The sequence below is a fragment of the Nostoc sp. CENA543 genome, assembly GCF_002896875.1.
Classification (GTDB): Bacteria; Cyanobacteriota; Cyanobacteriia; order Cyanobacteriales; family Nostocaceae; genus Trichormus.
In genome coordinates this window covers 14,543-41,349 of the sequence record NZ_CP023278.1, presented here as the reverse complement: position 1 = coordinate 41,349, position 26,807 = coordinate 14,543, and the positions used below count along the sequence as shown (strand labels likewise).

Here is a 26,807-nt window from a genome sequence, read left to right as displayed (position 1 = left end):
GAAAAATATTAAGCTTTTGTTACATTAAGTGAGCAATTGCTTTTATTATCTATTAATGTTTGTTAACAAAGTTTGCGATTTTTATATCGATTTATGTCAGTTAAGCGACAAAATGCCCATTTGGTAAGGTTTTTCTGATAAAAAACTGTTATTGCCGAAAAAAATCGTTAAACTTTGTTGGCACTTAGCCAAAAAGCAATTCCAGTAGAGAACACGCATCAAAGGAGCCGAGGAAGCATGTTCACCCACGTCAAGTCCACCATTAGACACATTGCGCCCGATAACCTGGGCGGACGTAACTTAATTAAGGTGGTCTATGTCGTGCTTGAGTCCCAGTACCAGAGCGCGCTGTCGCAAGCGGTTCGCACGATTAACTCAAACAATCCCAATCTGGCGATTGAAATCAGTGGTTATTTGATTGAGGAACTCAGAGATCCTGAGAACTATGAAGAGTTCAAGCGGGATGTCGAGAGTGCCAATATTTTTATCGCTTCATTGATTTTCATCGAAGACTTAGCACAGAAAGTAGTTACAGCAGTAGAACCACACCGCGATCGCTTGGATGTAGCTGTTGTGTTTCCCTCTATGCCAGAGGTCATGCGCCTGAATAAAATGGGCAGTTTCTCCTTGGCACAGTTGGGTCAATCGAAGAGTGCGATCGCACAATTCATGAAAAAACGCAAGGAAAAATCCGGTGCAGGATTCCAAGATGGAATGCTGAAACTATTGCGTACACTGCCCCAAGTGCTGAAGTTCTTACCAATGGACAAAGCACAAGATGCTCGCAATTTTATGTTGAGCTTTCAGTATTGGCTAGGAGGTTCACCAGACAACCTGGAAAACTTCTTGCTGATGCTAGCCGATAAATATGTATTTAAATCTGTAGATAAACAAAATTCGGCATCACTTGAATATCAAGCACCAGTAGTTTACCCAGACATGGGTATTTGGCATCCTTTAGCACCAACCATGTTTGAGGATGTCAGAGAGTACCTGAATTGGTATACAGTCCGTAAGGACATATCCAGTGATTTAAAAGATCCTTTAGCCCCCTGTGTCGGGTTAGTATTACAACGCACACACCTAGTTACTGGGGATGATGCTCACTATGTAGCAATGGTGCAGGAATTAGAAGCCCTGGGTGCAAAAGTATTACCAGTATTTGCAGGTGGTTTGGATTTCTCCAAGCCTGTAGATGCTTACTTCTACGAACCCACAACCAGAACACCTTTAGTAGATGCGGTAATATCTTTAACAGGTTTTGCGTTAGTAGGCGGCCCGGCTAGACAAGACCATCCCAAGGCAATTGAATCACTCAAACGCCTCAATCGTCCGTACATGGTGGCATTGCCTTTAGTATTCCAAACTACCGAAGAGTGGTTAGATAGCGATTTGGGATTACATCCGATTCAGGTAGCATTACAAATTGCGATTCCTGAACTAGATGGCGCAATTGAGCCGATTATATTATCGGGTAGAGATGGGGCAACAGGGAAGGCGATCGCACTCCAAGACCGCATCGAAGCAGTAGCACAACGGGCTTTGAAATGGGCTAACCTCCGCCGCAAACCCAAACTCAACAAAAAAGTCGCCATCACCGTTTTCAGCTTCCCTCCCGATAAAGGCAACGTAGGAACAGCCGCATACCTCGATGTATTCGGTTCCATCTACGAAGTCATGAAAGCGTTGAGAAACAACGGCTACGAGGTGCAGGACTTACCAGAAAACGCGAAAGAGTTGATGGAACAAGTCATCCACGACGCACAAGCACAGTACGCCAGCCCCGAACTCAACATCGCGTACAAAATGTCAGTCCCCGAATACGAAGAACTGACACCCTATTCCCAACGCTTAGAAGAAAACTGGGGGCCACCACCAGGACACCTCAACAGCGACGGACAAAACTTATTAATTTACGGTAAGCAATTCGGTAACGTCTTCATCGGTGTTCAGCCAACATTCGGTTACGAAGGCGACCCCATGCGGTTGTTGTTCTCCCGTTCCGCCAGCCCTCACCACGGTTTTGCAGCTTACTACACTTACCTAGAAAGAATTTGGGGCGCGGATGCTGTACTGCATTTTGGTACACACGGTTCTTTGGAATTTATGCCCGGTAAGCAAATGGGGATGTCTGGCGAATGTTACCCCGATAACTTAATTGGTACAATTCCCAACCTGTACTACTACGCCGCCAACAACCCCAGCGAAGCGACAATTGCCAAACGCCGCAGTTACGCCGAGACAATTTCCTACCTCACACCACCCGCAGAAAACGCTGGTTTGTACAAAGGGTTGAAAGAACTCAGCGAACTAATTGGTTCTTACCAAACCTTAAAAGATAGCGGTCGTGGTATCCCCATCGTTAACACGATTATGGATAAATGCCGCATCGTCAACCTAGATAAAGACATCGACTTGCCCGAAACTGATGCCAAAGATATGACCCCAGAGGAACGGGATAATATTGTCGGCAGCGTTTACCGCAAGTTAATGGAAATAGAATCACGGTTGTTACCTTGTGGTTTGCACGTCATTGGTAAACCCCCAAGTGCAGAAGAAGCGATCGCAACCTTAGTTAATATCGCCAGCTTAGACCGTCAAGAAGAAGAAATCCTCAGCTTACCCCGCATCATCGCCAACAGCGTGGGACGCAACATTGACGAAATCTACCAAAACAGCGACAAAGGCGTATTAGAAGATGTCCAACTGTTGCAAGACATCACCCTAGCAACTCGCGCCGCCGTCCGCGCCTTGGTACAAGAACAAACCGACGCAGAAGGACGAGTTTCCTTAGTTTCCAAGTTGAATTTCTTCAACATGGGCAAAAAAGAACCTTGGGTAGAAGCATTACAAAAAGCTGGTTATCCTAAAGTGGATGCTTCAGCATTGAAACCACTGTTCGAGTATTTAGAGTTCTGCTTACAACAAGTTTGTGCAGACAACGAACTCGGCGCATTACTCAAAGGCTTAGAAGGCGAATACATCCTTCCCGGCCCTGGTGGCGACCCCATCCGGAACCCCGATGTATTACCCACAGGTAAGAACATTCACGCCCTCGATCCCCAATCTATCCCCACGGCTGCGGCTGTACAATCAGCGAAAATCGTTGTAGATAGACTTTTGGCACGAAATAAAGCCGAAAACAACGGTAACTGGCCGGAAACCATTGCCTGTGTTCTCTGGGGAACAGATAACATCAAAACCTACGGCGAATCACTAGCGCAAATCATGTGGATGGTGGGTGTACGTCCAGTTCCCGACGCGTTAGGACGGGTGAACAAGTTGGAATTAATTCCCTTAGAAGAATTGGGAAGACCCAGAATTGACGTTGTAATTAACTGTTCTGGCGTATTCCGCGACTTGTTCATCAACCAGATGAACCTCCTAGACCAAGCCGTGAAGATGGCGGCGGAAGCGGATGAACCCACAGAAATGAACTTTGTCCGCAAACACGCCCTGCAACAAGCTGAGGATTTAGGAATTAACCTCAGACAAGCAGCCACCCGCGTATTCTCTAACGCTTCCGGTTCTTATTCCTCTAACATCAACTTGGCAGTAGAAAACAGCACTTGGGAAAGCGAAGCCGAGTTACAAGAAATGTACCTCACCCGTAAATCCTTCGCCTTCAGTGCCGACAACCCTGGCATGATGGAACAATCTCGCCAGATTTTTGAAAGCACCTTAAAAACTGCTGAGGTGACATTCCAAAACTTGGATTCTTCCGAGATTAGTTTAACGGACGTATCCCACTACTTTGACTCAGACCCCACCAAGGTTGTCTCAACTCTGCGTGGTGATGGCAAAACCCCAGCATCTTACATTGCAGACACCACCACAGCTAACGCCCAAGTCCGCACATTATCCGAAACCGTGCGCTTAGATGCCCGTACCAAACTATTAAATCCCAAGTGGTATGAAGGTATGCTGTCTCACGGTTACGAAGGTGTGCGCGAACTCTCCAAGCGGTTGGTTAATACAATGGGTTGGAGTGCTACAGCTGGCGCAGTGGACAACTGGATTTATGAGGATGCAAACGAAACCTTCATCAAAGATGAAGAAATGCAGAAACGTTTGATGAACCTCAACCCCCATTCTTTCCGCAAGATGGTTTCCACATTGTTGGAAGTGAATGGTCGCGGTTATTGGGAAACTAGCGAGGAGAACTTAGACCGCCTGCGCGAGTTGTACCAAGAAGTTGAAGACCGCATTGAAGGTATAGAATAACCATCAAAATAGAGACGTTCTGTAGAACGTCTCTATTTTTTTAACCGTGTTTACTGATGGTCAATAATGTACCCTAATCAAAATTAGAAATATAATTATAGATATGTATGTCTGCTAGAGATGTTTTTCATGAAGTTGTCAAAACAGCTTTAAAGAAAGACGGTTGGCAAATTACTGATGATCCACTCACAATTAGCGTGGGAGGAGTTAATCTTTCTATTGATTTAGCCGCAGAAAAGCTGATTGCCGCAGAACGCCAAGGGCAAAAAATTGCAGTTGAAGTCAAAAGTTTTTTAAAGCAGTCGTCTGCAATTTCAGAATTTCATACCGCATTAGGACAGTTTATTAATTATAGAGGTGCATTGAGAAAGGTAGAACCTGATCGTGTTTTATATTTAGCAGTACCTTTAACAACTTATAAAACGTTTTTTCAGCTTGATTTTCCCAAAGAGATGATAACAGAAAATCAACTTAAGATGCTGGTTTATGATGTAGAGCAAGAGGTAATTTTTCAATGGATAAATTAACTCATTATCGGCAGCTTATACAACAGTTATTACATGATTATAGTGAGCAAAAACCATCTCACGGAAATATAGAGGTTGAAACAATTTTTGATAAAGAACGCGACCATTATCAAATAGTTCATGTAGGCTGGGAAGGTCAAAATTGGGTACATAGTTGTGTCATCCACATTGACATTAAAGGTGGAAAAATTTGGCTGCAATGGAATGGTACTGAGGATGATATTGCTGCTAATTTGGTAGCTGCGGGAGTTCCCAAGGAAGATATTGTGTTAGGGTTTCAGTCTCCTTTTATGAGAAAGTTTACAGACTATGCAGTTAGTTAAGAGATGTTTTGAAAATTCCTAAGAGAGATTTATGAATATTAACGTTTACATTGACTAGGATGAGGTTCTATATAAAGTTCTGATATGGCAAATTTTCCAAATAGTGTTAAATTTGAATCAGAATTATAAATTGTTAAATACTCTTGACTTCTGGTAATAGCTGTATAGAGCAGTGGTACTTTAGCTTCATGTTGCTCTTCTTCGGGATTAAAAAATACAAGAATATTACTTAATTCCCATCCTTTAAAACTATGTATTGTACATACTTTAATCTTACCTCCTTGCATCCAAAATCCTGCTTTATAACCACGCCTTAGTTCGTCCCTTTTTTTCTCAAATTCTTCATAGTTGTTGCCATACAAACGATAAATTTCTTGATTTTCTTCTTGAGACTCAAAATTTTGCTGATAAGGCAATGAGAGTTCATCTAAGGCTTTGCAAATTTGCCATCCATCCTCAACAGTACATACTAAAATCGCAATATCTGCACGAGCCACATTCCTATCGTGAATTAGATTATTAACATCTTCCTTTATCGTTTTTACTACCTGCTTCTTTGTGCCATCAAACCAAATATTACGTACAAAAAGATTACCTTGAACAGATTTGATAGACTTGACAGTTCCCGACTCACCCTCTTGTTTAGCCCAAGTAGATAGAGCGTTAGCAAGTCTAGCTGTTTGTTCAGGAATTCGGTAAGACTCATTAAGAAGATTGGGACGACCTTTGATACCTGGAATTGATCCTCTACTATTTACGTTCTTCCTATAAATGTTTTGCCGATCATCTTCACAAAACATCATGTGATAATTAGGCGCAGTTATTTTCTGTAATATCTCAATCCATGAACGCTCAAAATCTTGTCCTTCGTCAATAAGTACTACATCAATTGGTTCTTTTAGACTTCGGTTATCGATCTCGGCAGTTTCTTTTGGGAAGAAACGATGAAAATGACCAACTTCGATATAGCGGTGGTAATGTGGCCCGTAATGACGGGCTAGACGTGTTACTAAATCACGAAGGTTGTTGGCCATCGTAATATTAAAACATACTAAAAAAACTTTTTTTCGTTCTTTGGCAGCGTTAACTGCTTTGTGAACCAAGACAAGTGTTTTACCACCTCCAGCAGCACCAAAAACTCTACGACATCCAGGATTATTAGGTAGTAAATCTTGCTGTTTTTTATTAAAAGTCACTAATAAACTTTTAATGTCTGTGCTACCGTGTTTTGGGTATGCTAGTGCATTTCGCAGTCGGTCAGCAATACCATTCCTTTTCATGAGTGGTGTAAACTTAGAACCGTGACGAAGATAGCATTTTTCTAGCATTGTCCGTAAAAGTTTTGAATCTGTATAGTCGTATCCAAAAACATTAGAGTACCTGTCTAATATATGCTGAAGTCGCTTCCTCACATCTGCGGTTTTATGTTTGTGGAAATATACAAAGGGTTGAATCAGACTATGAACTTTTTGATTTAAGAGTCGTTCAGCCCCTAGAATTGGTATCTCATATTTAAATATAGAATCCCGATACTTTTCTGCTTGCTTAATTGGGCAGTAATCATCTTTATTGATAGTAATCCATTTTCCTGTATCTCTAGCTCGAACCTGCCAGTCATAACTACCATTGTCATAGTTAATAATCTGGTGTGCATTTAAATCCCAATCTTTTACTTCAAAAATTCCTATACCTGCATCTTCACAAAAAATTACAATATCTGGTCTTAGACCATTTAAGTGAGGTTGAAAATATACTGTCCAATCATCATCAAGAATTTGAAGTAAAGCCTTCATTAAATGGATTTCTCCTTCTGTTGGCTTTTGAGGCAAGCTATTGATTTCTTCTAAATCGGGTACTAAAACAGCCATTTTTTCTCGAAAAATGATTGAGTAATTATTAACAAGTAAGAATTTTAGTATAAAAAGGTAATGGTCGGTAATAATTAAGTATTTTTAGTCATAAAATACATAGAAATATCCCATATTTTTATAGAGGGAAGATCTTTCAAAAATTTGTCAGAGTATGGGTAAGCATATTTCTATACAAGCGTTAGCATAGCTTACTGTAGGTATAGCTAATCGTGTCATAATAGAATCAGCGATCGCATTTGGGAATGTGGAGTGCGTTAGCGAAGCTTACCGGAGGTATCGCATTGGTAATGTAGAGAGGTGCATTAGCTCATCTTCTCATACAGGCATTAGCGCAGCTTACCGTTCGCGTAGCGTCTCGTAGAGAAGGCTAATCGCTTCGCTTATCGCTCAATGCCCACAGGCTAGAATAGTATGTAAGGTAGTTAAAATTGCTGCTTTAATATTCAATCTGGAATATCGCTATGAATGCTTTCACAGTCAATCTCAAACCAGTATTGGAACTGACAGATGAGCAATTTTTTAATTTATGTCAAGCAAATAGGGACTTGAAGTTTGAACGCAGCGCAACTGGAGAATTAATTATTATGCCGCCTACGGGGGGAAAAACAGGGAATCGTAATGCAGGTATAACTGCTCAACTTTGGATTTGGAATGAGCAAAATAAACAAGGTATAGTTTTTGATTCTTCAACTTGCTTTAAATTGCCTAATGGTGCAGACCGTTCTCCTGATGCTGCTTGGATAAAGTTAGAAAGATGGAATACTTTAACAGATGCAGAAAAGGAAAAGTTTCCTCCTATTTGCCCTGATTTTGTAATTGAGTTACCTTCCCCTAGTGATAGTTTGAAAGCAGCACAGGATAAGATGAGGGAATATTTAGATGATGGTGTAAGTTTAGGTTTGTTAATTAATCGTAAATCTCGTCAAGTTGAGATTTATAGACAAGGAAAAGAGGTTGAGGTTTTAGAATCACCTGCGACTGTATCAGGCGAAGATGCTTTAAAGGGTTTTGTATTGGACTTGGAAAGGATTTGGTAATTTATTGGTTCAGGTGTTAGCATAGCTTACCAAAGGTATCGCCTGCCCTGTAATCATAAAATCAGCGATCGCTCACTAAGTTAGCAATTTATCTAACTAATCTTCCCAGCACCAAATACTAGCCAAGGGAAATTTATGTTAATCAAAAACATACTTTTCTGCTACCTTCCAATAGCGAGAGAAACGCTTGAGGTCAATATATCCGTCATAATCAAAAAATGGTTCGACCTCAAACACTTCCAATTTTAAAGCACGCTCAATTTCATCGCAGATATCATTAAAGCGAGGACTAGGACTATCAGTTGTCGCCACTAAATCAGCATTATGTTCTTTAGCAAAAGCTAAAATTTCTCGCGCCACATTACCCCGACGAATTTCCACAGGTAACTCTAGCAAGCATTCATAAATAAAAGTCAACCGCTTGATACTAAGCTGCCATTCTTCTATTAAAGCATCATCCCAAACCCAAATCGCAGGCGCATCTGGATATTCTTGTAAAGCTGGATTGTAAGGACTCAAACAGTCGCCGTGTATCCAAATAATTTGTTTAGTCATTAGTTATTAGTTAATAGTTAATAGTCAATAGTCAATAGTCATTAGTCAATAGTCATTAGTCATTAGTTATTAGTTATTAGTTATTAATACTCCTTCTACCTTATCTACCCTACTTTACTTTTCCAGTCCCCAATCCCCAGTCCCTACTTCTTACCCTTTTGCCAACTTTGACTGTTGGGTTTTTTGGTAAACTCTCCTTTGGGAAATAGGCGTTGTTCTAATTCTTCGTAACTACCTTCAAAATCACAATGACCGTAGAGGGGACATTTTTGACAGTACACTCCTTTGGTGTAGCGTTCTAAGTTCTCGCGGTTGAAAAAATAAGGTTTATGGCTAAAGGTGCTGGCTACCCATTGCCAAGACATATTATTACTTGCAGGATCACCGTCTAATAAATGTTCTAAAAACCATTTCGCGCCCGCTTGCCAGCGAATCCGCCGCCAGTGAATAATGTAAGCGGCTAACCACATCCGCATATGGTTATGTAAATAGCCAGTTTCTCGTAATTCTTGGCTAAAATTATCTATGCAAACTAATCCTGTATTACCCTCTCTGATATCTTGGGGTAACTCTGGCGCATATTCTCCTATGGTGTAGCCAGTTTTGTATTCTTCTTGGTCTTGCCAAATATTATTTCCTAGTTTGACATACAATCTCTGCCAGTAGTCTCGCCAACCCAATTCGTTAATGAGTTTGGTTGCGTCATCATGGTTTTGGACTTTATCTAGCGCATAATCTCGAATTTCTCGCAGACTTAATACACCATAGCGAATGTAAGGTGAAAGTTTAGTAACGTCACCTGTTAAGAAATTACGGGTTTTTGCATATGATGCGGGGTTAACTTTTTGTAAGGCTTTTTGCGCTGCTTTCCTTCCTCCAACTGTGTTACTAATATGATCATCGCGTTCTGCGGCTTGGGGAAATTGTTCCCTTAGATAAGCTATTAATTCATCTCGATTAGCAAATTCACGCCGCATAAATTGATTTAGTTTAAATAAATTAATATTGTCTAATATATATTAATAATACAGACAACAAAAATCAAGCTCGAAATTATCATTTCTACCTTTAAGCAATATTTTCCTACTCATATTTAGCATTAGTGCAAGTAATTTTTTTGTCTAAAGATATAGGGTCAGTTAAACCCATAGATTGATGGAGAAAACAGAAGTGAAAGGGAAACTATGAAATAGGATTCATATCAAGTAGCAAAATGGTATCTCAACAATCTCGACATTATCAACGTGCGATAGGCACATTCAGAAGCAGACAAGAAGCCGAACAAGCATTACACGAACTCAAAAACTCTGGTTTCTCAATGGATCGGGTGTCTATCTTAGCAAAAGATGCCGATCGCAATGAGCAAATTGCTGGTGCAGAAGTGAGAGATCGGGGAGACACAGAAGCTAGAGAAGGTGCGGGTATTGGTGCAACTACTGGTACTGTCTTAGGTGGTATGGGTGGTTTACTTGTGGGTTTAGAAGCTTTATTAGTCCCAGGTGCAGGGCCTTTCTTGGCGGCTGGAACTATTGCTACGACCTTAGCTGGTGCTGGGATTGGTGCGGCCGCAGGTGGTATTGTAGGAGCGTTGACTGGTTTAGGTATTCCTGAAGAAGACGCAAGGAATTATAGCGATCGCGTTTCTCAAGGCGAATACTTAGTGATTATCGAAGGTACAAGCACCGAAATCGAGAGTGCAGGTAGAATTTTAAGCGATCGCGGTATTCGTAATTGGAAAATACACAACATCAATGATACTCGCGGTTATAGCACCGACACAACACCAACAGGTATACAGCGAGATACAGATGTATATTCAGGAACAACGCCTGATCAAAATGCAGTGGAAATTATCGACAAGCGCGATCGCTTGAAATAATTTCAGGGAGACTGCAAAAATAAATTTTACCACCCTTCCCAATCTGCGGAAGGGTTAATCTTTATGGGTAAACCTGGTTTCCAGCTTCTCTTTATATCTTGATGAAACAGCTGATTGTATCGACACTTTCAATTCAAAAACTAAAAGCCAAAATTTATATTAGCCTCTTTAATATAAAATTTATCTGTGAAGTACACCATAAAAGCTAAACTAGTCAGATAAAAACTTTACTTGCCGAAGCGATGAGCCTCTGCATTAATCCCCAGTGTACCAATCCTCAAAATCCTGACAATATCCTATTTTGTCAAGCCTGTGGTTCAGAGTTGCTCCTAGAAGGTTGTTATCGAGTAGTGGGTTTTCTAGGTGGTGGTGGCTTTGGCAAAACCTATGAAATCCTTGATACGCGGACACAAACTACTAAAGTTATTAAGATTTTAATCAATAATCACCCGAAAGCGATCGAGCTATTTCAGAGAGAAGCAGAAGTTCTCACTCGTCTCAATCATCCTGGTATTCCTCAAGTCGAACCTAACGGCTACTTTATTTATTTTCCTAGAAGTAGCCCAGAGCCATTACACTGTCTGGTGATGGAGAAAATCGAAGGTCTTGATTTAAACGTGTACTTAAAAAAGAGAGATTATCGACCCATCGACCAAAAATTAGCATTGCAATGGTTCAAAGAAAGCGTCATTATCCTTCAACAAGTTCATCAACAGGGTTTATTTCATCGCGATATTAAACCATCCAACATCATGTTAAGGGCAGATGGTCGTCTTGCACTCATCGACTTCGGCACAGCCAGATCAATTACCCAAACCTACATCGCCAAGCAATCTGCGGGACAAGTTACAGGTGTCATTTCCGCAGGTTATACCCCATCCGAACAAATTCATGGTCAGGCTGTACAACAGTCAGATTTTTTTGCGCTGGGTCGAACTTTTATTTATTTATTAACTGGAAAAGAACCAACAGATTCCCTAATTTACAACTCTTATAGCGATGAATTAAGCTGGCGAAACCATATACAAGTTCTACCGCAGTTTGCAGATTTACTCGATCAAATGATGGCGCGTTTACCCAGTCAACGCCCCCAAAATACTCAAATAATTTTGCAAAAGATAGCGGAAATTGAGAGTTATTTAAACTCACCACTACAAACTCCACCACCACAAACCCCTACTCCTCCCAATAGAAGAAAATTTATGAAATTCTTGGGCTTTGGTGGACTAGGAATAGCTTTGGCTGGGTTAATATATGCAGTATTGCCCAAAACTAAATCAAAATTAGTAGTTTCTCGCCTGGGGGATGGTGATTATCAAACTATCACAGAAGCGATCGCCAATGCCCAACCCAACACCAGCATCATGGTGCGTCCTGGATTTTATCAAGAAAGTATAGTAATTAATAAACCAATAAAAATTATTGGTGATGGTTCTAAAGCCGATATTGTCATTGAAAGTCCCGACTCAAATTGTATTTTAATGGAAGCTGACACAGCAACAGTTAGTGGTTTGACAATACGTTGCACAGCAGGGAAAAATAACAAAAAATTCTACGGTGTAGATATTTCCCAAGGACAGCTAACTTTAGAAAATTGTGATATCACCTCTGATTCTCTAGCCTGCATCGCCATTCATCATGCCACAGCTGATGCCATTATCCGTAATTGCGAAATTCATGACGGCAAAGCTAGTGGTATATTTGTTTATGATCATGGTCAAGGTAGGATAGAAGACTGTTATTTGTACAGCAACACTTTATCAGGAATCACCATTCAAGACGGTGGTAATCCTACAGTTGAGCGTTGTAGAATTCGTGATGGGGGAATTCTGATTGATCAAAATGGTAAAGGCAGCATCAATAATTGTGACGTTTTTAGCACCACATTAGGCGCAGGTATAGAAATTAGGAAAAATGGTAATCCAGCAATTGAAAACTGCGTAATTCGTGATGGACAAGGAAGCGGTGTTTTAGTAGATCAAAATGGTCGAGGGATAATTAAGGAATGCAAGATTTTTAATAACCGATTATCGGGTATAGAAATCAGAAATGATAGCAACATCGTCATCAGAGAATGCAAAGTTAATAGAAATCAACAATATGCCTTGTATGTTCATGATCGAGGTACAGCTACAGTAGTAAATTGTGATTTAACAGCAAATGTCCGAGGTGCCTTTGAAATAGATAACACATCTCAAGTACAACGCAGTGGCAACCAAGAATAACATAGCAAATAAACAGATATTCCTAGCCTCACGTTGATGGCAAGGGGGCAGGGGGCAGGGGGCAGGGAGAAAGACAATTGTTTTGGAGAAAATAAATTGGATAGTTTATTTTCTGGAAATCCCTAATGACCAATGACTAATGACTATTGACTAATGACTATTGACTATTGACTAATGACTAATGACTAATGACTATTGACTAATGACTATTGACTATTGACTAATTATGACGAACATTCCCCAAATTGGACAAACAGCACCAGAGTTTTCTCTACCAGACCAAGATGGCAATCTGGTTACTTTAAATGATTTTACAGATCAATGGATTGTAGTTTATTTTTACCCTAAAGATGATACTCCTGGTTGCACTACAGAAGCCAAAGATTTCACAGAGTTAAATCAGGAATTCAATCAATTAGGGGCAAAAATATTAGGCGTGAGTCCTGATTCTGGTAAAGCCCATTGCAAGTTTATAAATAAACATAACTTGTCTATTACACTGCTAAGTGATCCAGAACACCAGTTAATAGAAGCTTATGGTGCTTGGCGGTTAAAGAAATTTATGGGTAAAGAATATATGGGTGTGGCGCGTTCTACTTTTCTCATTTCACCTGAGAAAATTATTGCTCATGCCTGGCCTGATGTCAAAGTCAAAGGTCATGCCCAATCAGTGTTGCAGAAACTGCAAGAATTAACAGCTAGTTAACTGATTACAACCAATAATGAACTTAACATTACTATAAAATCGACACTGCTTTACAACCAGAAATGTCAATATAGTTATACAGTTCCTCTTGTAGACCCTATGGTTCAATTCATTCAAGCTCAAAATGTTGGAATTGCATATTTAGAAGAAAGGTTTGGACTCAAATTAGCAGAGGATGATAGATTTTTTCCAGAATGGTTTGAGTCTTTACCTGAAATCACAGACTTAGAAAAAGAGTATTTAGATAGAGTTAAAGCTAATTTTTTGAATTTAGTTAAAAGACCACCTATTTTAGAAAATGCTGTCAAGATGGTGGTATTGTCTCCTTTATTAGATTTAGCTGGATTTTACCGTCCGCCATTTTCTATTCTCACTGAGGAATCTATCGAAATATCTTTAGAAGAAGCAGGAGAAGTGATTAGAGGTAGAATTGATGTCTTAGTTATTCAAGACCAATTATGGTTACTTGTCATTGAGTCTAAACGGGCAGCATTTTCTCTGACAGAGAACATATCTCAAGCATTAGCTTATATGATCAGCCATCCCAACCAAGAAAAACCCGTGTTTGGATTAGTCACTAATGGCAGTCACTTTATTTTTATCAAATTAACTAATTTAAATACATTAACTTATGCTTTATCAGATGAATTTACGCTATTAAAACGTCAAAGTGAACTGTATCAAGTCCTTGCTACCTTAAAAAAACTGAGTCAAATATTGCAATAGTTATGTCTAATCATCCCATCTACCTTGATTGTCACGCCACTACACCTGTAGATGAGCGTGTATTAGCAGCTATGCTGCCATACTTTACAGAAAAATTTGGCAATCCAGCAAGTATTAGTCATATTTACGGTTGGGAAACGGAAGCTGCTGTAAAACAAGCACGGGAAATTTTAGCCACTGCAATTAAAGCATCGCCAGAAGAAATTGTCTTTACTAGCGGTGCAACGGAAGCTAATAATTTAGCCATTAAAGGTGTAGCAGAAGCTTACTTTCAAAAAGGTCAGCATATAGTTACTGTGGCAACTGAACATGGCGCGGTACTCGACCCTTGTGCATATTTAAAAACCCTGGGTTTTGAGATTACTATATTGCCAGTCAAAGCTGATGGATTGATTGATTTAAGAGAACTAGAAGCAGCGTTGCGTCCTGAGACAATTTTAGTTTCGGTGATGGCAGCTAATAATGAAATTGGCGTATTACAACCGTTAGCAGAAATTGGGGAAATCTGCCATAGTCGCCAAGTAATTTTCCATACAGATGCAGCCCAAGCTATTGGGAAAATTCCTCTAGATGTGCAAGCCATGCACATTGATTTAATGTCTTTGACTGCCCATAAAGTCTACGGGCCAAAAGGTATTGGTGCCTTATATGTCCGCAGGCGCAACCCCAGAGTGCAACTCGCACCCCAACAACACGGGGGAGGACATGAACGAGGAATGCGTTCAGGAACTCTATACACACCGCAAATTGTTGGCTTTGGTAAGGCTGTAGAAATTGCTTTAGCCGAACAGGAAACAGAAAGCCTCCGCCTCATCCAGTTAAGAGACAACTTATGGAGTCAACTTTCACAATTAGAGGGAATTCACCTGAATGGACACCCCACCCAACGATTACCAGGTAACTTGAATATTAGCGTTGAGGGAGTTGACGGTGCAGCATTGTCTTTAGGTTTACAGCCAGTTATGGCCGTATCCTCTGGTTCAGCTTGTTCATCGACGAAAACAGCACCCTCTCACGTCCTCACTGCTTTGGGACATGACGAAAAATTGGCTTATGCTGCCGTTCGTTTTGGGATAGGCAGGTTTAACACATCGGCAGAAATTGATATAGTAGCGAAACACGCGATCGCTACTATTCAAAGTTTACGTAAACAAAAGACTTTAGTATAAAATGCCGTCTCAACCTGTGACAAAAGACTGGTACAGTGCAAATCACCGTTACTTGATGGGTTTAATCTCCCAAACCCGTCAAGCTTTAGAACAGTTGGCTGAAGACAACGAACAGGGAAATCAGAGTAGGGAGAAAGGCATATTCCTAGATTACGAACAAGACCCAGCCTTTAATCAAGCACCGCCCGCCATAGAGCAACTGTGTCAAATCTTTAAATTATCTAAATTAGAACGGCAAATTGTGCTGTTGTGTGCAGGTATGGAATTTGACCGTAACTGGGGAAAACTATGTGCCGCAGCCCAAGGACAACCACAGTTAGAACATCCCACTTTTAGTTTAGCATTCTCCATGTCTTCTGGTTCCTATTGGGATTTACTGACTCACGATGCACCCTTGCGACGCTGGCGGATTATTGAAATTGCTCCGTCCCATACATTGACGATTTCTCCCTTAAGATTAGACGAGCAGATTATTCATTATTTGGCAGGATTGCGCCCATTGGATGAGCGATTGGCACAATTAGGAGCTACCCCTGTACAGACAGAAAACTTAGTTCCATCCCATACAGCCTTAGCGCAACAAATGGCAAATTGCTGGTTGCAAGCCTCTCAAGAACAGCGCGCCTTGCCCATATTGCAACTATGTGGTACAGAAACCGTCAGCAAAAAAGCGATCGCCGCCCATGCCTGTGATATTTTACACTTAACAGTTTATGCTATTGCTGCCCAGAACTTACCCCGTGATACCCAGCAATTAAATCTCATCAAGTGCTTGTGGGAAAGGGAATGGCGACTGTTTGGCAGGGTAATATTATTGGATGGCGATCGCACTACCGAATCTCCAGATGGGGAAAATCACATCCATCAGCTACTCGAAACCCTACAAACCCCCCTGATGATCTCCAGTTTAGAACGTCGTCGTGCTATCCAGCGTCCTTTACTCACCTTAGAGGTAAATCACCCCAGCCCCGCCGAACAGCGTCAAGTTTGGCAAACTGCCTTAAGTGACATCTCACCCACCTGGAATGGACACATCGACCGTCTTGTTTCCCACTTCAACCTCAGCACCGCTACAATTACAGCCACCAGTTGGCAATTCAAAACCCAACACCACCCAACATCTGACTCAGCCCAAGCCTTCCGTTTCCTCTGGGATGTCTGCCGTAGTCAAGCCCGTCCCCGCCTCGATGAATTGGCGCAACGCATCGAAGCAACCGCACAGTGGGAAGATTTAGTGTTACCACCCAATGAATTAGGCGTATTGCGTGATATTGCTGCCCATTTACGCCAACGTTCCAAAGTCTATGAACAGTGGGGATTTGCGGCTAAAGGCGGACGAGGTTTGGGTATTAGTGCCATGTTTGCGGGGGCGAGTGGCACAGGGAAAACACTAGCAGCAGAAGTATTAGGTAATACCCTAAATCTAGATGTCTACCGCATAGATTTAAGTGCAGTGGTGAGTAAGTATATTGGCGAGACAGAGAAAAATTTGCGGCGGGTATTTGATGCGGCTGAGGGGGGAGGAGTCATTTTACTATTTGATGAAGCCGATGCCCTCTTTGGCAAACGTACAGAAGTGAAAGACTCCCATGACCGCCACGCCAATATTGAGGTAAGCTACCTACTGCAACGCATGGAAGCCTATCGGGGTTTAGCAATTCTCACCACCAACTTAAAAGCCTCTTTAGATCAGGCATTTCTGCGGCGTTTGCGCTTTATTGTCCAGTTTCCCTTCCCCGATGCCAATCAGCGCGCCGAAATTTGGCGACGGGTATTTCCCGCCCAAACCCCCACCGCAGACTTAGATTTCGAGAAATTAGCTAAACTCAGCGTTGCTGGCGGGAATATCCGCAATATTGCCCTGAATGCAGCGTTTATAGCAGCCGATGCCGATGAACCCGTGGGGATGAAACATATCTTACAAGCAGCCAAGAGTGAATATATCAAGATGGAGCGACCTTTAACTGATGTAGAGGTGAAGGGATGGATAGCATGATTTTTGCTGAATAGCAATTAGCTAAACGTCTAATTGATATTACCGAAGAAAATGAGAGAATGAGGTATTATTTGGCTGCGATTCGGAGTGTGGCTATGCGGACTCATAAAGCATCTCAAAAGCAATCTTCAGTGAACAATTCCTTGGTATCTCGTCCCTTTGTAGTGCAGCCAAAAGCAGAGGAAAGGAAAGAATCGCCAGGAACGCAGGGGTACAAAAGCCAGATGCCAGAGTTCGCTATTTTCAACCCAGCAGGGGAACAATCGCCCGTGCAACCAAAATTAGCGATCGGCGCGCCAGGAGATAAATACGAGCAGGAAGCCGACCGAACAGCAAAACTAGTAGTACAAAGGATTAATGCACCGGCGATCGCTCGTTCAACTTCAGAACCCTCAATACAACGGCGGGGAGGATTAGAGGGAGGAGAAGCATCAACAGATTTAGAATCAGCTATTAATAGTGCTAGAAGCGGGGGACAGCCCTTAGATGCTGGTTTGCAAGCCAAGATGAGTACAGCGATGGGGGCGGATTTTAGTGGTGTGAGAGTGCATACTGATACCCAATCAGACCAGTTAAATCGCTCGATTCAAGCAAAGGCATTTACAACAGGGCAAGATGTGTTCTTTCGACAAGGGGAATATCAGCCAGGGAGTCGCGGGGGTCAAGAGTTGATCGCCCATGAGTTAACCCATGTAGTACAGCAAAATGGTGGGACTGTACAGCGATTTTCCCAGCAAAAGTCACAGATGGGGCAAATATCAATTGTTCAAAAGCCAAACCTGAATGACAAACTCATAGTGAATCATAATTCTGACCAAAACACTATCCAGCGATTCTATGCAGTGAAAGATGAGGAAAATTCTAAATCTCATCCTACAGCAAACACAGGTCGGATTGATGAATTAAATCTGGAATGGATCGAACTTCCAGACCCAAGAGACGAGAGTGAATATCCAGAGACGGTAGAAGGAACGGGCTGGTTGTACTACAGTTTATATACGAGAAAAGGGAAAAATCCAGTAAAACGCAAACGAGTGAAACAATCAATTCCACCAATTGGGTCACTGCCATCAATGGATTCATCACCGTTCAGTACCCCATACACTGGAGGAAAGGGTGGAAAGCCAAAGACAATTGTGGAAAGCATATTAGGTGTTGCACCAATGATTCCTGTACCTACGGGGTTGGCTGACAAATCATCCAAAAAAGCTAGAGAGAAAATTAGTGATTTTACACCTCAGTCACCTATCCAGGAAGGAATCAAGGAAACCATAACAGACCGAGTGGAACTGATGAAAGAAGGAATCCAAGACCCTCGGAACACATCCGAGCCGTTGAAGTGGGCGGATTACTATGTATTCGGTGGTGGCAAGGAAGATTTAGCAAGAGTGATAGACATAGCAAGCGCAAAGATGAGTAAAGAGGAAGCCGAAAGATTTAAAGCAGATTTAGAGAAATGCCAGTTTGAGCAAACTGTGAAGATGGGGGCTAAAGTGGGGTTTGGTATGGCTATCGGTCAAGCAATTGGGATGATACCGCATCCTGCCGCAAAAGCGGCAAAGGTTGGATGGACGGTCACTGGTGGAGTGGCACTCAACAATAAAATGGTAAAGGTTAATGAGGAACTGGAAAAGGTCAAGCAAGCACATCCAACTGCGTATAAAGTGATGGAAGATCATAGAAATCAGAAAATGGAAGAGGTTCATAAGGAAAGACACAGAATGGTAGAAGTTTATGCCAAGAGTCTAGAAACTATGGGCAATCCGTTTGCATAGTGTGATTATGTATTCTTGTCGTGCTAAAAATCCTAAGTAAATTAACAAATTACTAGCGATCGCACTGTGGACTTCTGAACCCCCCAACATACTAATAATCTCTCCATTACGGTATTCATGGCGTTCTGGACTGGTTTCATCCATCGCCCGATACTCGTCTAGTGTCAAGCCTGGAGTTTAGACTAAGCAGCAAAAAATGACCCAGGAAGGCTGAGTTGAAAATAAATAGGCATTAGACATAAAAATCGACAATCTTAAGCAGATTCTGATTGTTGCTTACGTGGCTTAGTTGTAGTTTTTCTAACAACAGGATAGCGAATTCTACGTTGTCGGGGTTGTCCAGTCTTCCAGCCAGGGGACTTTCCGCGAGGTTTGGGCGGACGGGCAGGAGTACCAATCGTCGCTAAAATACTTCCCATCGCCTGAGCAACCCTACCTGGAGTCAAACTAACTAATAACTTTTGCCAAGGTAAAGGGTTGTCTGCAACGATATCACGGGCTAACCACAATTCCCAAGTCATGATGGGCATTAAGTCACTCCAACGCTCACATTGCTTAGGGGTACGTAGCTTGGGAAGAGTCCAGTGTAAGCGTTGCTTCAAAAAGCGATACCAGTGGTCAACAGTAAAACGCCGCAAGTAGAGTTGCCAAACTTCTTCTAAAGGCGGCATTTGTTCTCCCAGCCAAGCCAACCACAAAGGTTTTGACACCCGCAAGTTGCCAAGCTCATCAAGACGCTCAACCCGAATCAAGGACATCGGACGTGTAGCGGCTTTCCGAAAATGAAAATTTGACCACAAGCTCACCTTGATACGTCCTAGTTTTGGATGATTTACTTCTATAGTTTGAATGGCTTGAGTCCATGTCGAAGCATCATTCAACTTAAATTTATCACCATGTTTTCTCGGTCGTCCCTTGCCAGAATATGGTGGTGGTGCGCCCCATAAACAAAGATTTGAACGCAAACGTACCAAAATGTCTGCTTTAATATTACTCGTCTTCAAAACGAAAGGAGCGCACCCGTACTCACTATCCCAAACCGAAATTGGTCTGGTAGGTAAATTTTCACAAACTTGTTGTAATTGCCATGCTGCTTTCTGGATTGGGCTTTCCCAACTGGTAATTCGCTCGTGTCTCAATGGTAATGCCCAACTGCCCGAACTCTCCGGTATCCAAGCAATGGTGCTATAGCCCTGACCAATGGTGATTGGTTTGTCACCTCCCATTGAGACACTGCTGTGTTCAATTGTCCTTTCCTGTAGCGTTACCGCATCTGGCCTTGGCCAAGCTGTATGGTCGCCAGCCAACAACGGACGACCCTGGTGTGGCATCTGTTTGATGTATAACTGCATCAATTTTTGTCGCTGTGGCCTGCTATCTTGTAACGCTTCATAAATACTTGACCACTTGCGTCTAAATGCTGGTGATAGTGATAAATCTGCCAAACTGTAAGCGTTCCGAGTTAGCAATATTGCATCCATCAGTTCAAATGTTGCATCATGCGCTCTACCTAGATAGTTATACGCTGCTTGACGAAATTCCTCTAATTTGGCACGGTTCATATTGGCAGATGAGAGTTGGTGGTTCTTCTCTCAGCTTCTGCTAATAGGGGACTGTGTTCAAGCACACCCCTTATTTTTCGTTGTCGCACCGGGAACTAGTCTAAACTCCAGTCAAGCGAGTGGTGATGATATCTGGAGTACTGGTTTGAGCAAAGACCACAACCAGACCTCTAGAATAATTACCGCTACAAATATGATCGACTTCAATTTCCAAAGTTGCCGATGCAGGCGCGCTTTATCTATAACTATGATGATTGATCAAAATTATCCTATAGTCTAATTTGCTTTTGTCAAAAAAATTGACACAATACAGCATAATTTGGCTAAAGGTGGAGTGTAGCTATGCGGACTCATAAAGCATCTCAACAGCAATCTTCTGCGACTAATTCCTTGGTATCTCGTCCCTTTGTTGTACAGCCAAAAGCAGGGGAAAGTACAGAATCGCCTAAAACGCAGGGATACGAAAGCCAGATGCCAGAGTTCACTATTTTCAACCCAGCAGGGGAACAATCGCCTGTACAAACTAAGTTAGCGATCGGCGAACCAGGAGATAAATACGAACAGGAAGCCGACCGGACAGCGAAATTAGTGGTACAGAGAATTAATGCACCGGCGATCGCTCGTTCAACTTCAGAGCCCTCAATACAGCAACAAGGAGGACTTGAGGTAGGAGAAGCAACACCAGATTTGGAATCTACTATTACCAGTGCTAGGAGCGGTGGACAGTCTGAGAGCGTAACAATCCAACGTCAGGCAGAATTGGACAACCCCAATCACACTGGATTACCAACATATCTTAAAACAGGAGTTGAAAATCTTTCGGGATATTCCCTTAATGATGTCAAAGTTCATTATAATTCGCCCAAACCAGCCCGATTACAAGCATTAGCTTACACCCAAGGCACAGATATTCATCTTGCACCAGGACAAGAGAAACATTTACCCCATGAAGCTTGGCACGTTGTGCAGCAGAAGCAGGGAAGGGTAGAACCAACAATCCAGATGAAGGGGTTAGAAATTAATGATGATGAGGGGTTGGAAAAAGAGGCAGATGTGATGGGAGAAAAAGCAGCATCAATTAGTAGGGAACTTCAACCCAATATCAAACCAGTTACCATTTCAACCAGCCATACATCAGACGTTGTTCAAGGAGAATTTATTCAAACTGGTTTGTTCAAATGGCAAGACCAAGACACAGGAAAAGAGTATGAACAGTCTGAAGCTAGGGTAGATGACACTATCAAGGTATCAGGTTACGAAGAGGAATTTTACATAAGGTATTTGAACGGTAAGTGGGAACGAGCCACTACTGAATTCCATGAACAGGAAGAGCCGAATTTCATGGATGTAGAGGAAGTATCGCAAGATAGCGATGAGAGCAATGATAGCGACCACGGCGCAGAAAACGCACACGCATCCACAGAAGACTTGTACCCAGATGAACTTGAACCGAGCGAATTCGCAACTATTCCTGATTACGAAAAAATATTGCAAGAGATTTTTATAAATATGCTCGAGCATTATCAAATCAATATCCATAAAGAAGAATTGTGGATGAATGTCTTCACTAAATGGAAAGAAGGGGTGCATACCCGTGGCTGGTGGGAAAATATTAAAAAACAGGTTGAAACACAAAATTCTACTGGCAATACTGAACAACCTTTGCAGATGAAACGAACCCCGAATACCTTAAGCTATCAAGAGAAATACAAAACCAAAAATTTCGGGGAATTTAAAAAAATTACCTATTTGCGTGATGGGAAAGGGAACATCAATTTTTCCAAGCCGCAAAAGAAAAAAGTTTGGCAAGACCCAATTGAGAAATCTACGAAAGTGAAGCTCAACAAGGGTATGAAGAATAAAAAATATGGCATTATGGGCGGTGGACAAAAGGTTCAAATAGCTGGAGCTTCAAGAGCGCAACACTTTTCTATGGGCGACAGGCTCTGTACGTGGGCAAAAAACAATAGGGGAGGAGCTTGGACATGGCATCACCTTTCCAAAGAATATGAGATGGTGCTGGTCGATATGACGGTACACGCGAAGCATGGACATAATGGCGGAGTCTTGTTATGGAAATAATGCCGAAAATAGCACTCGATACTACAAGTCCTTGGCATCTAAAGCTAAAATCTGAAGCCCTGCTTGCTGAACACGGCATGATCTGCAACCCTTGGCTACCGCATATTGAAGCGCAAACGAAGATCCGCACAACAGAGGAAGTCACCGGGCGAATTTTGGCATTGTGCTATTGTGCTCTCAAAGGAGAAGGAGCAAGTAAGGCACAACTAGAAAACTATTCTCAAAGGTTTAATGTGAGAGAAAAGTTAACACTGAAAGAACGGGCTTTTGAGATCAATCCTCATCCTTCAGAACGAGAACGGATTGATGCCTGCTGGCGGTATGAAAGTGCTTGGTTACTATTGTGGGCATTGAAACTTGCTGAAAAGACTCTATTTCCATCCAGCCCATGCAATGCCGCAGATGTTATACGGATTATTGCATCCCATTCTGAAACATCCCTCAATGCTGTAGCGACCAGAAGAAATGAAGGAGAAATTCTATTTGAAGCCGATTTTATTTACCGATGTCACTGGTTATGCAAGAACAGTAGGCTCAACAACAGCCCTCTGCCGCCTCTTTTAGATCATAGCGTTACCTATGAACGACACTATGCGATCAACTGGCTGATCGGATATGAAAACTGCCCTTGGGACGATATTAAAACAGATACCTAGAGAAAATACCATGTTTGACTTAAACGACTATACCTTCAATAAAGGTTTGCAATGGTATGAAGCCTCCTTCACCATCGACGGTGTACAGGTCAATGTGACTGTGAGTGCTGAAGATGAAAAAGACCCCAGCCAACTTGAAGCACGTATTAAGAAAAGCATAGATTGGATCACTAACAATAAGAACGAACTACTCGATTTTTGTGCCGAAGAACTCTTGGAAGACAAAAATAGCGAAGAGTGGCTCAAGAAAGGGGAAAAACAACTGAGCCGCAGTGAGTTCAAAGCAAAACTCACCCTGGAAGCCATTCACATCAACGCTGATGGTAGCATCACAATTGACTATAAGGACAACAAAATGTTCTGGGGACATACAGTAGTAGTAGCAGTCACGGATGATTTTGCCTTGGATTATGCAACGATTGAAGGCTAAGTGAGTAGTAATGATCGCCCATAGTAACTAGAACATGAATAATTGGGATGAGGGGTATAGAGTTACAGATGTTCACAACCCCTATCCTCCTAACCCTCCTCAAGTGAAGGATCTTCTGAATCAATAAGGATCGTAATCAAATCTACCCCGTTTCACACTGCGGAAATAATAACCCCTACTCGGTGGATTATTTAAATCAAAGGTTTCACCACTGGGAACACGCCAAATTTTATAGTCGTGATACGTCAATGGTGTACGGGGTTTGCAAACTTCAGGCGGGTGATCTCCTAAGACAAAATACGCTGCATTTCTCCCCATCACTTTCGCTTTACCATATTTATCTACAATTACCGATGTTTCCTCACTAATCGCAATCCCTAAAGCACTCTTAGCCACACCATCTTGAAGTTGACGAGCAATAAACGCCATAATCCGTCCCATGCGTTTGCGACTATCAAAATGGGTGTCAACTATTGTTCCCTGCAAATGATGCCATCGGAAAAAGTTGTAGGTAAAGGTAATATTTTCATAAGGATCTGCTAAAGCATCCTTAGTTTCAATGGGGTCTTCACAAGCACAAGCATCGTAAATGAAATCACTGAGAATCATCGCCCCAGCACTAGTGCCACCAATGCCACCACCTCTTTGATACACTGACCGCACAGCCGCTTCTAGTTTGGTGTTTTTCCAACTGCGGATGTATTGACATTGGTCGCCGCCAGCAAAAAATACTACTCCCGCATCGCGTATTTTTTGTACAATGTCGTCTCTATTAGCATCTTGACGATTACTGACTATCAGGGTGGCTACAGAGTTCACACCTTTCATTTCGTAAATTAGGCGATTGTAGTCATCACTACCATAGGTACGAAGGACTACAACATTGATTTTTTGTGTAGAATTAGCACCGCCTCTGACTTGGTTAATCATCCATTGGATAGCCGCTTCGACATCAGGGCCACCACCGCCCAAGTTAAACACAGGGCCAGCTAATGGGGTCAGAATTTCGGTCGTGTTGCTTTCAAAATCGAACGTCAGGTATGCTGTAAGACGGTTGAACACCCTCAACAACATAGCTCCTGCGGCCTTCAAGAACCTTGCTATACCTGGGAATGCCCTTGTCATACTAACCTTATAGTGCAAACGGCAACTACTGCTTAATTTCGCACTTCTAAGGGCAAAATTCCCAGCGTACAGCTATGGTGTTGTTTTTTAGCCTGAAAGCGTCCAGAATAAACATTCAGGCTGGGTTTGAGGCTGTGTTTTGTTACTGAAATTGGGGACTGGGGACTTATCAATTCAAAATTCAAAATTCAAAATTCAAAATTAAAGAAGGATTGGGAACAAGGGAGACAAGGTAGGAAATGAGAAAAACTGTTCCCTGTTCTCTAATGACTAATGACTAATGACTAATGACTAATGACTAATGACTAATGACTAATTACCAATTCACTTGCGATCGCTCTTTCACTACCCTAAGATATACATTCTCGGTCTGCTTGGCTAATTTCGGCCAGCTAAAGCGGCGTTCTAAATCTGCATAAGCATTATCAACTAACCATTGGCGATAAGCAGGATTTTTTAACACTTCTAAAATTCCCCAGGCTAAAGAATTGGGATCATTTACCCAGGTAACTATCCCAGTTTTAGTATGCTGCACTACTTCTGGGAAGCCGCCTGTATCTGACACCACTACAGGAACTCGTGAGGCAAAGCTTTCTAGCGCAACAATCCCAAAGGGTTCGTAAAGGCTAGGAAAAACCGCACAATCAGCCACAGTTTGGAATTTATCTAAATATTCGTCGGTAATGAACCCAGTAAAGTAGCACTTATCCCAAATTCCTAAATCCCAGGCTTGGCGTTTGAGGTTGTCGGTATTACCACCACCCACAATCACAAACTTGACATAACCTCCCATTTCCCAAAGTACCTTGGGGGCGGCGTTCATTAACACTGATACGCCTTTTTCATAGGTCATGCGTCCTACGTAGTAGACGATTTTCTCATGGTCGGCGGCGAATTGACGACGAAAATCTTGGGCGTGAAAATCTTCGTGATGTTGTTTCTTTTCGGGACGAATACCGTTATAAATCACATCGATTTTGTCCCAGGGACTAGCTAAGGCGCGGGATACCTCTTGACGCATATAATCGGTACAGACAATAACTCGCCAAGCATTGTAGGCAAGTAAGTTCTCTTTACCGTGGATATAGTTTTGAATATCGTTGTGAATACCGTTGTAGCGTCCGTATTCGGTGGCGTGGATGGTAGCAACTAGGGGAATTTTAAAGGTATGCTTAAGAGCGATCGCTGCATCTCCCACTAGCCAATCATGGGCATGGATTAAATCAAAGTTACCTTCCTCTGAAATTAACTTACCACCATGATGTCCCATGCTTTGATTGAGATTGACCACCCAGTGAAAAAAGTCATTGCTATGAGAAACTGGGACTCGATGTACATGAATTCCCTCCACTATCTCGTACATCGAAGCATTACCAACTTCTACCGTAATCAAGTGGATTTCGTGGCCTAGTTTAACTAGTTCGGGATACAACTCTGCCACATGACGCGCAATCCCGCCAACTATCCTCGGTGGAAACTCCCAACTTAGTACCAGTATTTTCATGAACTAGACTCCCCGATGCTTTGAGCAATTCAAAATTCAAAATTCAAAATTAAGAAAATCTGCACTGGTGAGAAGTTGTCAGGAGGTTCAGCCTCCAAGCGAACTTCGGTAAATATCCTAGCTTCTAGGATGAGGCTACATAAAAGCAAATTTGCTTTATAAAAATTTAAACTTTTGAAAGTGAGAACTTGGAGTTAAGTAGATTTACTAAAATTTTCGGATTTTTTGGTCGTTATGTGGGCAAAGCTGATCAAAAATTATCAATCCCAATGAAAATCTTTAGATTAGCTGAATAATTCTCAAGTTGAATGCAGTCTCATACCCCCCAAATAAATGATAGGGAACAGGTTACAGAAAACAGAATATTGTCTGTTTCTTGTCTCCTCTTCCCTATCAGGATGGAATTTTTACTGAAAATTCAACTCTAATCTGTAA

At 42.0% G+C, this 26,807-nt stretch carries 21 protein-coding genes; 14 read left to right on the top strand and 7 right to left on the bottom strand.

The features are described 5' to 3' along the window. Positions 1 to 237 precede the first annotated feature (237 nt). From CLI64_RS00160 to CLI64_RS00150, 3 genes are all read left to right on the top strand, one after another. Entirely contained in the window at positions 238 to 4,224 is a 3,987-nt protein-coding gene (locus CLI64_RS00160) for a magnesium chelatase subunit H (RefSeq protein WP_103135348.1), read from the top strand. A gap of 107 nt (positions 4,225 to 4,331) precedes the next feature. Next, complete coding sequence (locus CLI64_RS00155) at positions 4,332 to 4,751, top strand: element excision factor XisH family protein (RefSeq protein ID WP_103135347.1); 420 nt, start codon at positions 4,332 to 4,334, stop codon at positions 4,749 to 4,751. Then, the gene (locus CLI64_RS00150) at positions 4,739 to 5,074 is read left to right on the top strand and encodes a XisI protein (protein WP_103135346.1); all 336 of its coding nucleotides are present in this window, start codon (positions 4,739 to 4,741) and stop codon (positions 5,072 to 5,074) included. Before CLI64_RS00155 ends, CLI64_RS00150 begins: the two co-directional genes overlap by 13 nt. Before the next feature lie 38 nt (positions 5,075 to 5,112). On the opposite strand, the gene CLI64_RS00145 is transcribed toward CLI64_RS00150, so the two are convergent. Then, the gene (locus CLI64_RS00145) at positions 5,113 to 6,942 is read right to left on the bottom strand and encodes an AAA family ATPase (protein WP_103135345.1); all 1,830 of its coding nucleotides are present in this window, start codon (positions 6,940 to 6,942) and stop codon (positions 5,113 to 5,115) included. A gap of 464 nt (positions 6,943 to 7,406) precedes the next feature. Between CLI64_RS00145 and CLI64_RS00140 the strand changes: the two genes are divergently transcribed. Continuing rightward, on the top strand, positions 7,407 to 7,982 hold the full coding sequence (locus CLI64_RS00140) for a Uma2 family endonuclease (RefSeq protein ID WP_103135344.1): 576 nt from the start codon (positions 7,407 to 7,409) through the stop codon (positions 7,980 to 7,982). 138 nt (positions 7,983 to 8,120) lie between these two features. On the opposite strand, the gene CLI64_RS00135 is transcribed toward CLI64_RS00140, so the two are convergent. Both CLI64_RS00135 and CLI64_RS00130 read right to left on the bottom strand, forming a co-directional pair. Next, positions 8,121 to 8,537 carry a hypothetical protein gene (locus CLI64_RS00135; protein WP_103135343.1) on the bottom strand — a complete coding sequence of 139 codons (417 nt, stop codon included), beginning with the start codon at positions 8,535 to 8,537 and terminating at the stop codon, positions 8,121 to 8,123. 143 nt (positions 8,538 to 8,680) lie between these two features. After that, a complete protein-coding gene (locus CLI64_RS00130) occupies positions 8,681 to 9,514 on the bottom strand; it encodes an FAD-binding domain-containing protein (RefSeq protein ID WP_103135342.1) in 834 nt (277 codons plus the stop codon). A gap of 236 nt (positions 9,515 to 9,750) precedes the next feature. On the opposite strand from CLI64_RS00130, the gene CLI64_RS00125 reads away from it, so the two are divergent. From CLI64_RS00125 to CLI64_RS00095, 7 genes are all read left to right on the top strand, one after another. Beyond that, a complete protein-coding gene (locus CLI64_RS00125) occupies positions 9,751 to 10,416 on the top strand; it encodes a general stress protein (protein ID WP_103135341.1) in 666 nt (221 codons plus the stop codon). Positions 10,417 to 10,658: 242 nt separating this feature from the next. After that, complete coding sequence (locus tag CLI64_RS00120) at positions 10,659 to 12,641, top strand: right-handed parallel beta-helix repeat-containing protein (protein WP_103135340.1); 1,983 nt, start codon at positions 10,659 to 10,661, stop codon at positions 12,639 to 12,641. Positions 12,642 to 12,867: 226 nt separating this feature from the next. Continuing rightward, positions 12,868 to 13,347, top strand: a complete 480-nt coding sequence (gene bcp / locus CLI64_RS00115) for a thioredoxin-dependent thiol peroxidase (RefSeq protein WP_103135339.1) — start codon at positions 12,868 to 12,870, stop codon at positions 13,345 to 13,347. Positions 13,348 to 13,446: 99 nt separating this feature from the next. Beyond that, the gene (locus tag CLI64_RS00110) at positions 13,447 to 14,073 is read left to right on the top strand and encodes a type I restriction endonuclease (RefSeq protein WP_103135338.1); all 627 of its coding nucleotides are present in this window, start codon (positions 13,447 to 13,449) and stop codon (positions 14,071 to 14,073) included. Between the two features lie 2 nt (positions 14,074 to 14,075). Continuing rightward, the gene (locus tag CLI64_RS00105; protein ID WP_103135337.1) at positions 14,076 to 15,242 is read left to right on the top strand and encodes a cysteine desulfurase family protein; all 1,167 of its coding nucleotides are present in this window, start codon (positions 14,076 to 14,078) and stop codon (positions 15,240 to 15,242) included. Position 15,243: 1 nt separating this feature from the next. Then, positions 15,244 to 17,238 carry an ATP-binding protein gene (locus CLI64_RS00100; protein WP_103135336.1) on the top strand — a complete coding sequence of 665 codons (1,995 nt, stop codon included), beginning with the start codon at positions 15,244 to 15,246 and terminating at the stop codon, positions 17,236 to 17,238. 59 nt (positions 17,239 to 17,297) lie between these two features. After that, a complete protein-coding gene (locus tag CLI64_RS00095; RefSeq protein ID WP_225977455.1) occupies positions 17,298 to 19,013 on the top strand; it encodes a DUF4157 domain-containing protein in 1,716 nt (571 codons plus the stop codon). Here CLI64_RS00095 and CLI64_RS00090 read toward each other — a convergent pair. After that, entirely contained in the window at positions 18,984 to 19,181 is a 198-nt protein-coding gene (locus CLI64_RS00090; RefSeq protein WP_225977454.1) for a Uma2 family endonuclease, read from the bottom strand. The two genes, CLI64_RS00095 and CLI64_RS00090, sit on opposite strands and share 30 nt — an antisense overlap. 86 nt (positions 19,182 to 19,267) lie before the next feature. Then, positions 19,268 to 20,575 (bottom strand): NF041680 family putative transposase, encoded by a 1,308-nt coding sequence (locus CLI64_RS00085; protein WP_103135335.1) that lies wholly within the window; start codon positions 20,573 to 20,575, stop codon positions 19,268 to 19,270. A gap of 342 nt (positions 20,576 to 20,917) precedes the next feature. Here CLI64_RS00085 and CLI64_RS00080 point away from each other — a divergent pair, with 342 nt between their 5' ends. The 3 genes from CLI64_RS00080 to CLI64_RS00070 are packed head-to-tail and all read left to right on the top strand — an operon-like array spanning position 20,918 to position 23,743. Next, entirely contained in the window at positions 20,918 to 22,657 is a 1,740-nt protein-coding gene (locus CLI64_RS00080) for a DUF4157 domain-containing protein (RefSeq protein WP_192881636.1), read from the top strand. Beyond that, entirely contained in the window at positions 22,648 to 23,313 is a 666-nt protein-coding gene (locus CLI64_RS00075) for a DUF4272 domain-containing protein (protein ID WP_103135334.1), read from the top strand. Before CLI64_RS00080 ends, CLI64_RS00075 begins: the two co-directional genes overlap by 10 nt. Before the next feature lie 10 nt (positions 23,314 to 23,323). Then, positions 23,324 to 23,743: a DUF2262 domain-containing protein gene (locus CLI64_RS00070; RefSeq protein WP_192881634.1), complete on the top strand. Its 420-nt coding sequence runs from the start codon at positions 23,324 to 23,326 to the stop codon at positions 23,741 to 23,743. 120 nt (positions 23,744 to 23,863) lie between these two features. Here the strand turns inward: CLI64_RS00070 and CLI64_RS00065 are convergent, their stop codons facing one another. Continuing rightward, positions 23,864 to 24,868 (bottom strand): cyanophycinase, encoded by a 1,005-nt coding sequence (locus CLI64_RS00065; protein WP_103135332.1) that lies wholly within the window; start codon positions 24,866 to 24,868, stop codon positions 23,864 to 23,866. 316 nt (positions 24,869 to 25,184) lie between these two features. Continuing rightward, positions 25,185 to 26,372, bottom strand: a complete 1,188-nt coding sequence (locus tag CLI64_RS00060; RefSeq protein WP_103135331.1) for a glycosyltransferase family 4 protein — start codon at positions 26,370 to 26,372, stop codon at positions 25,185 to 25,187. Between the last annotated feature and the right edge of the window lie 435 nt (positions 26,373 to 26,807).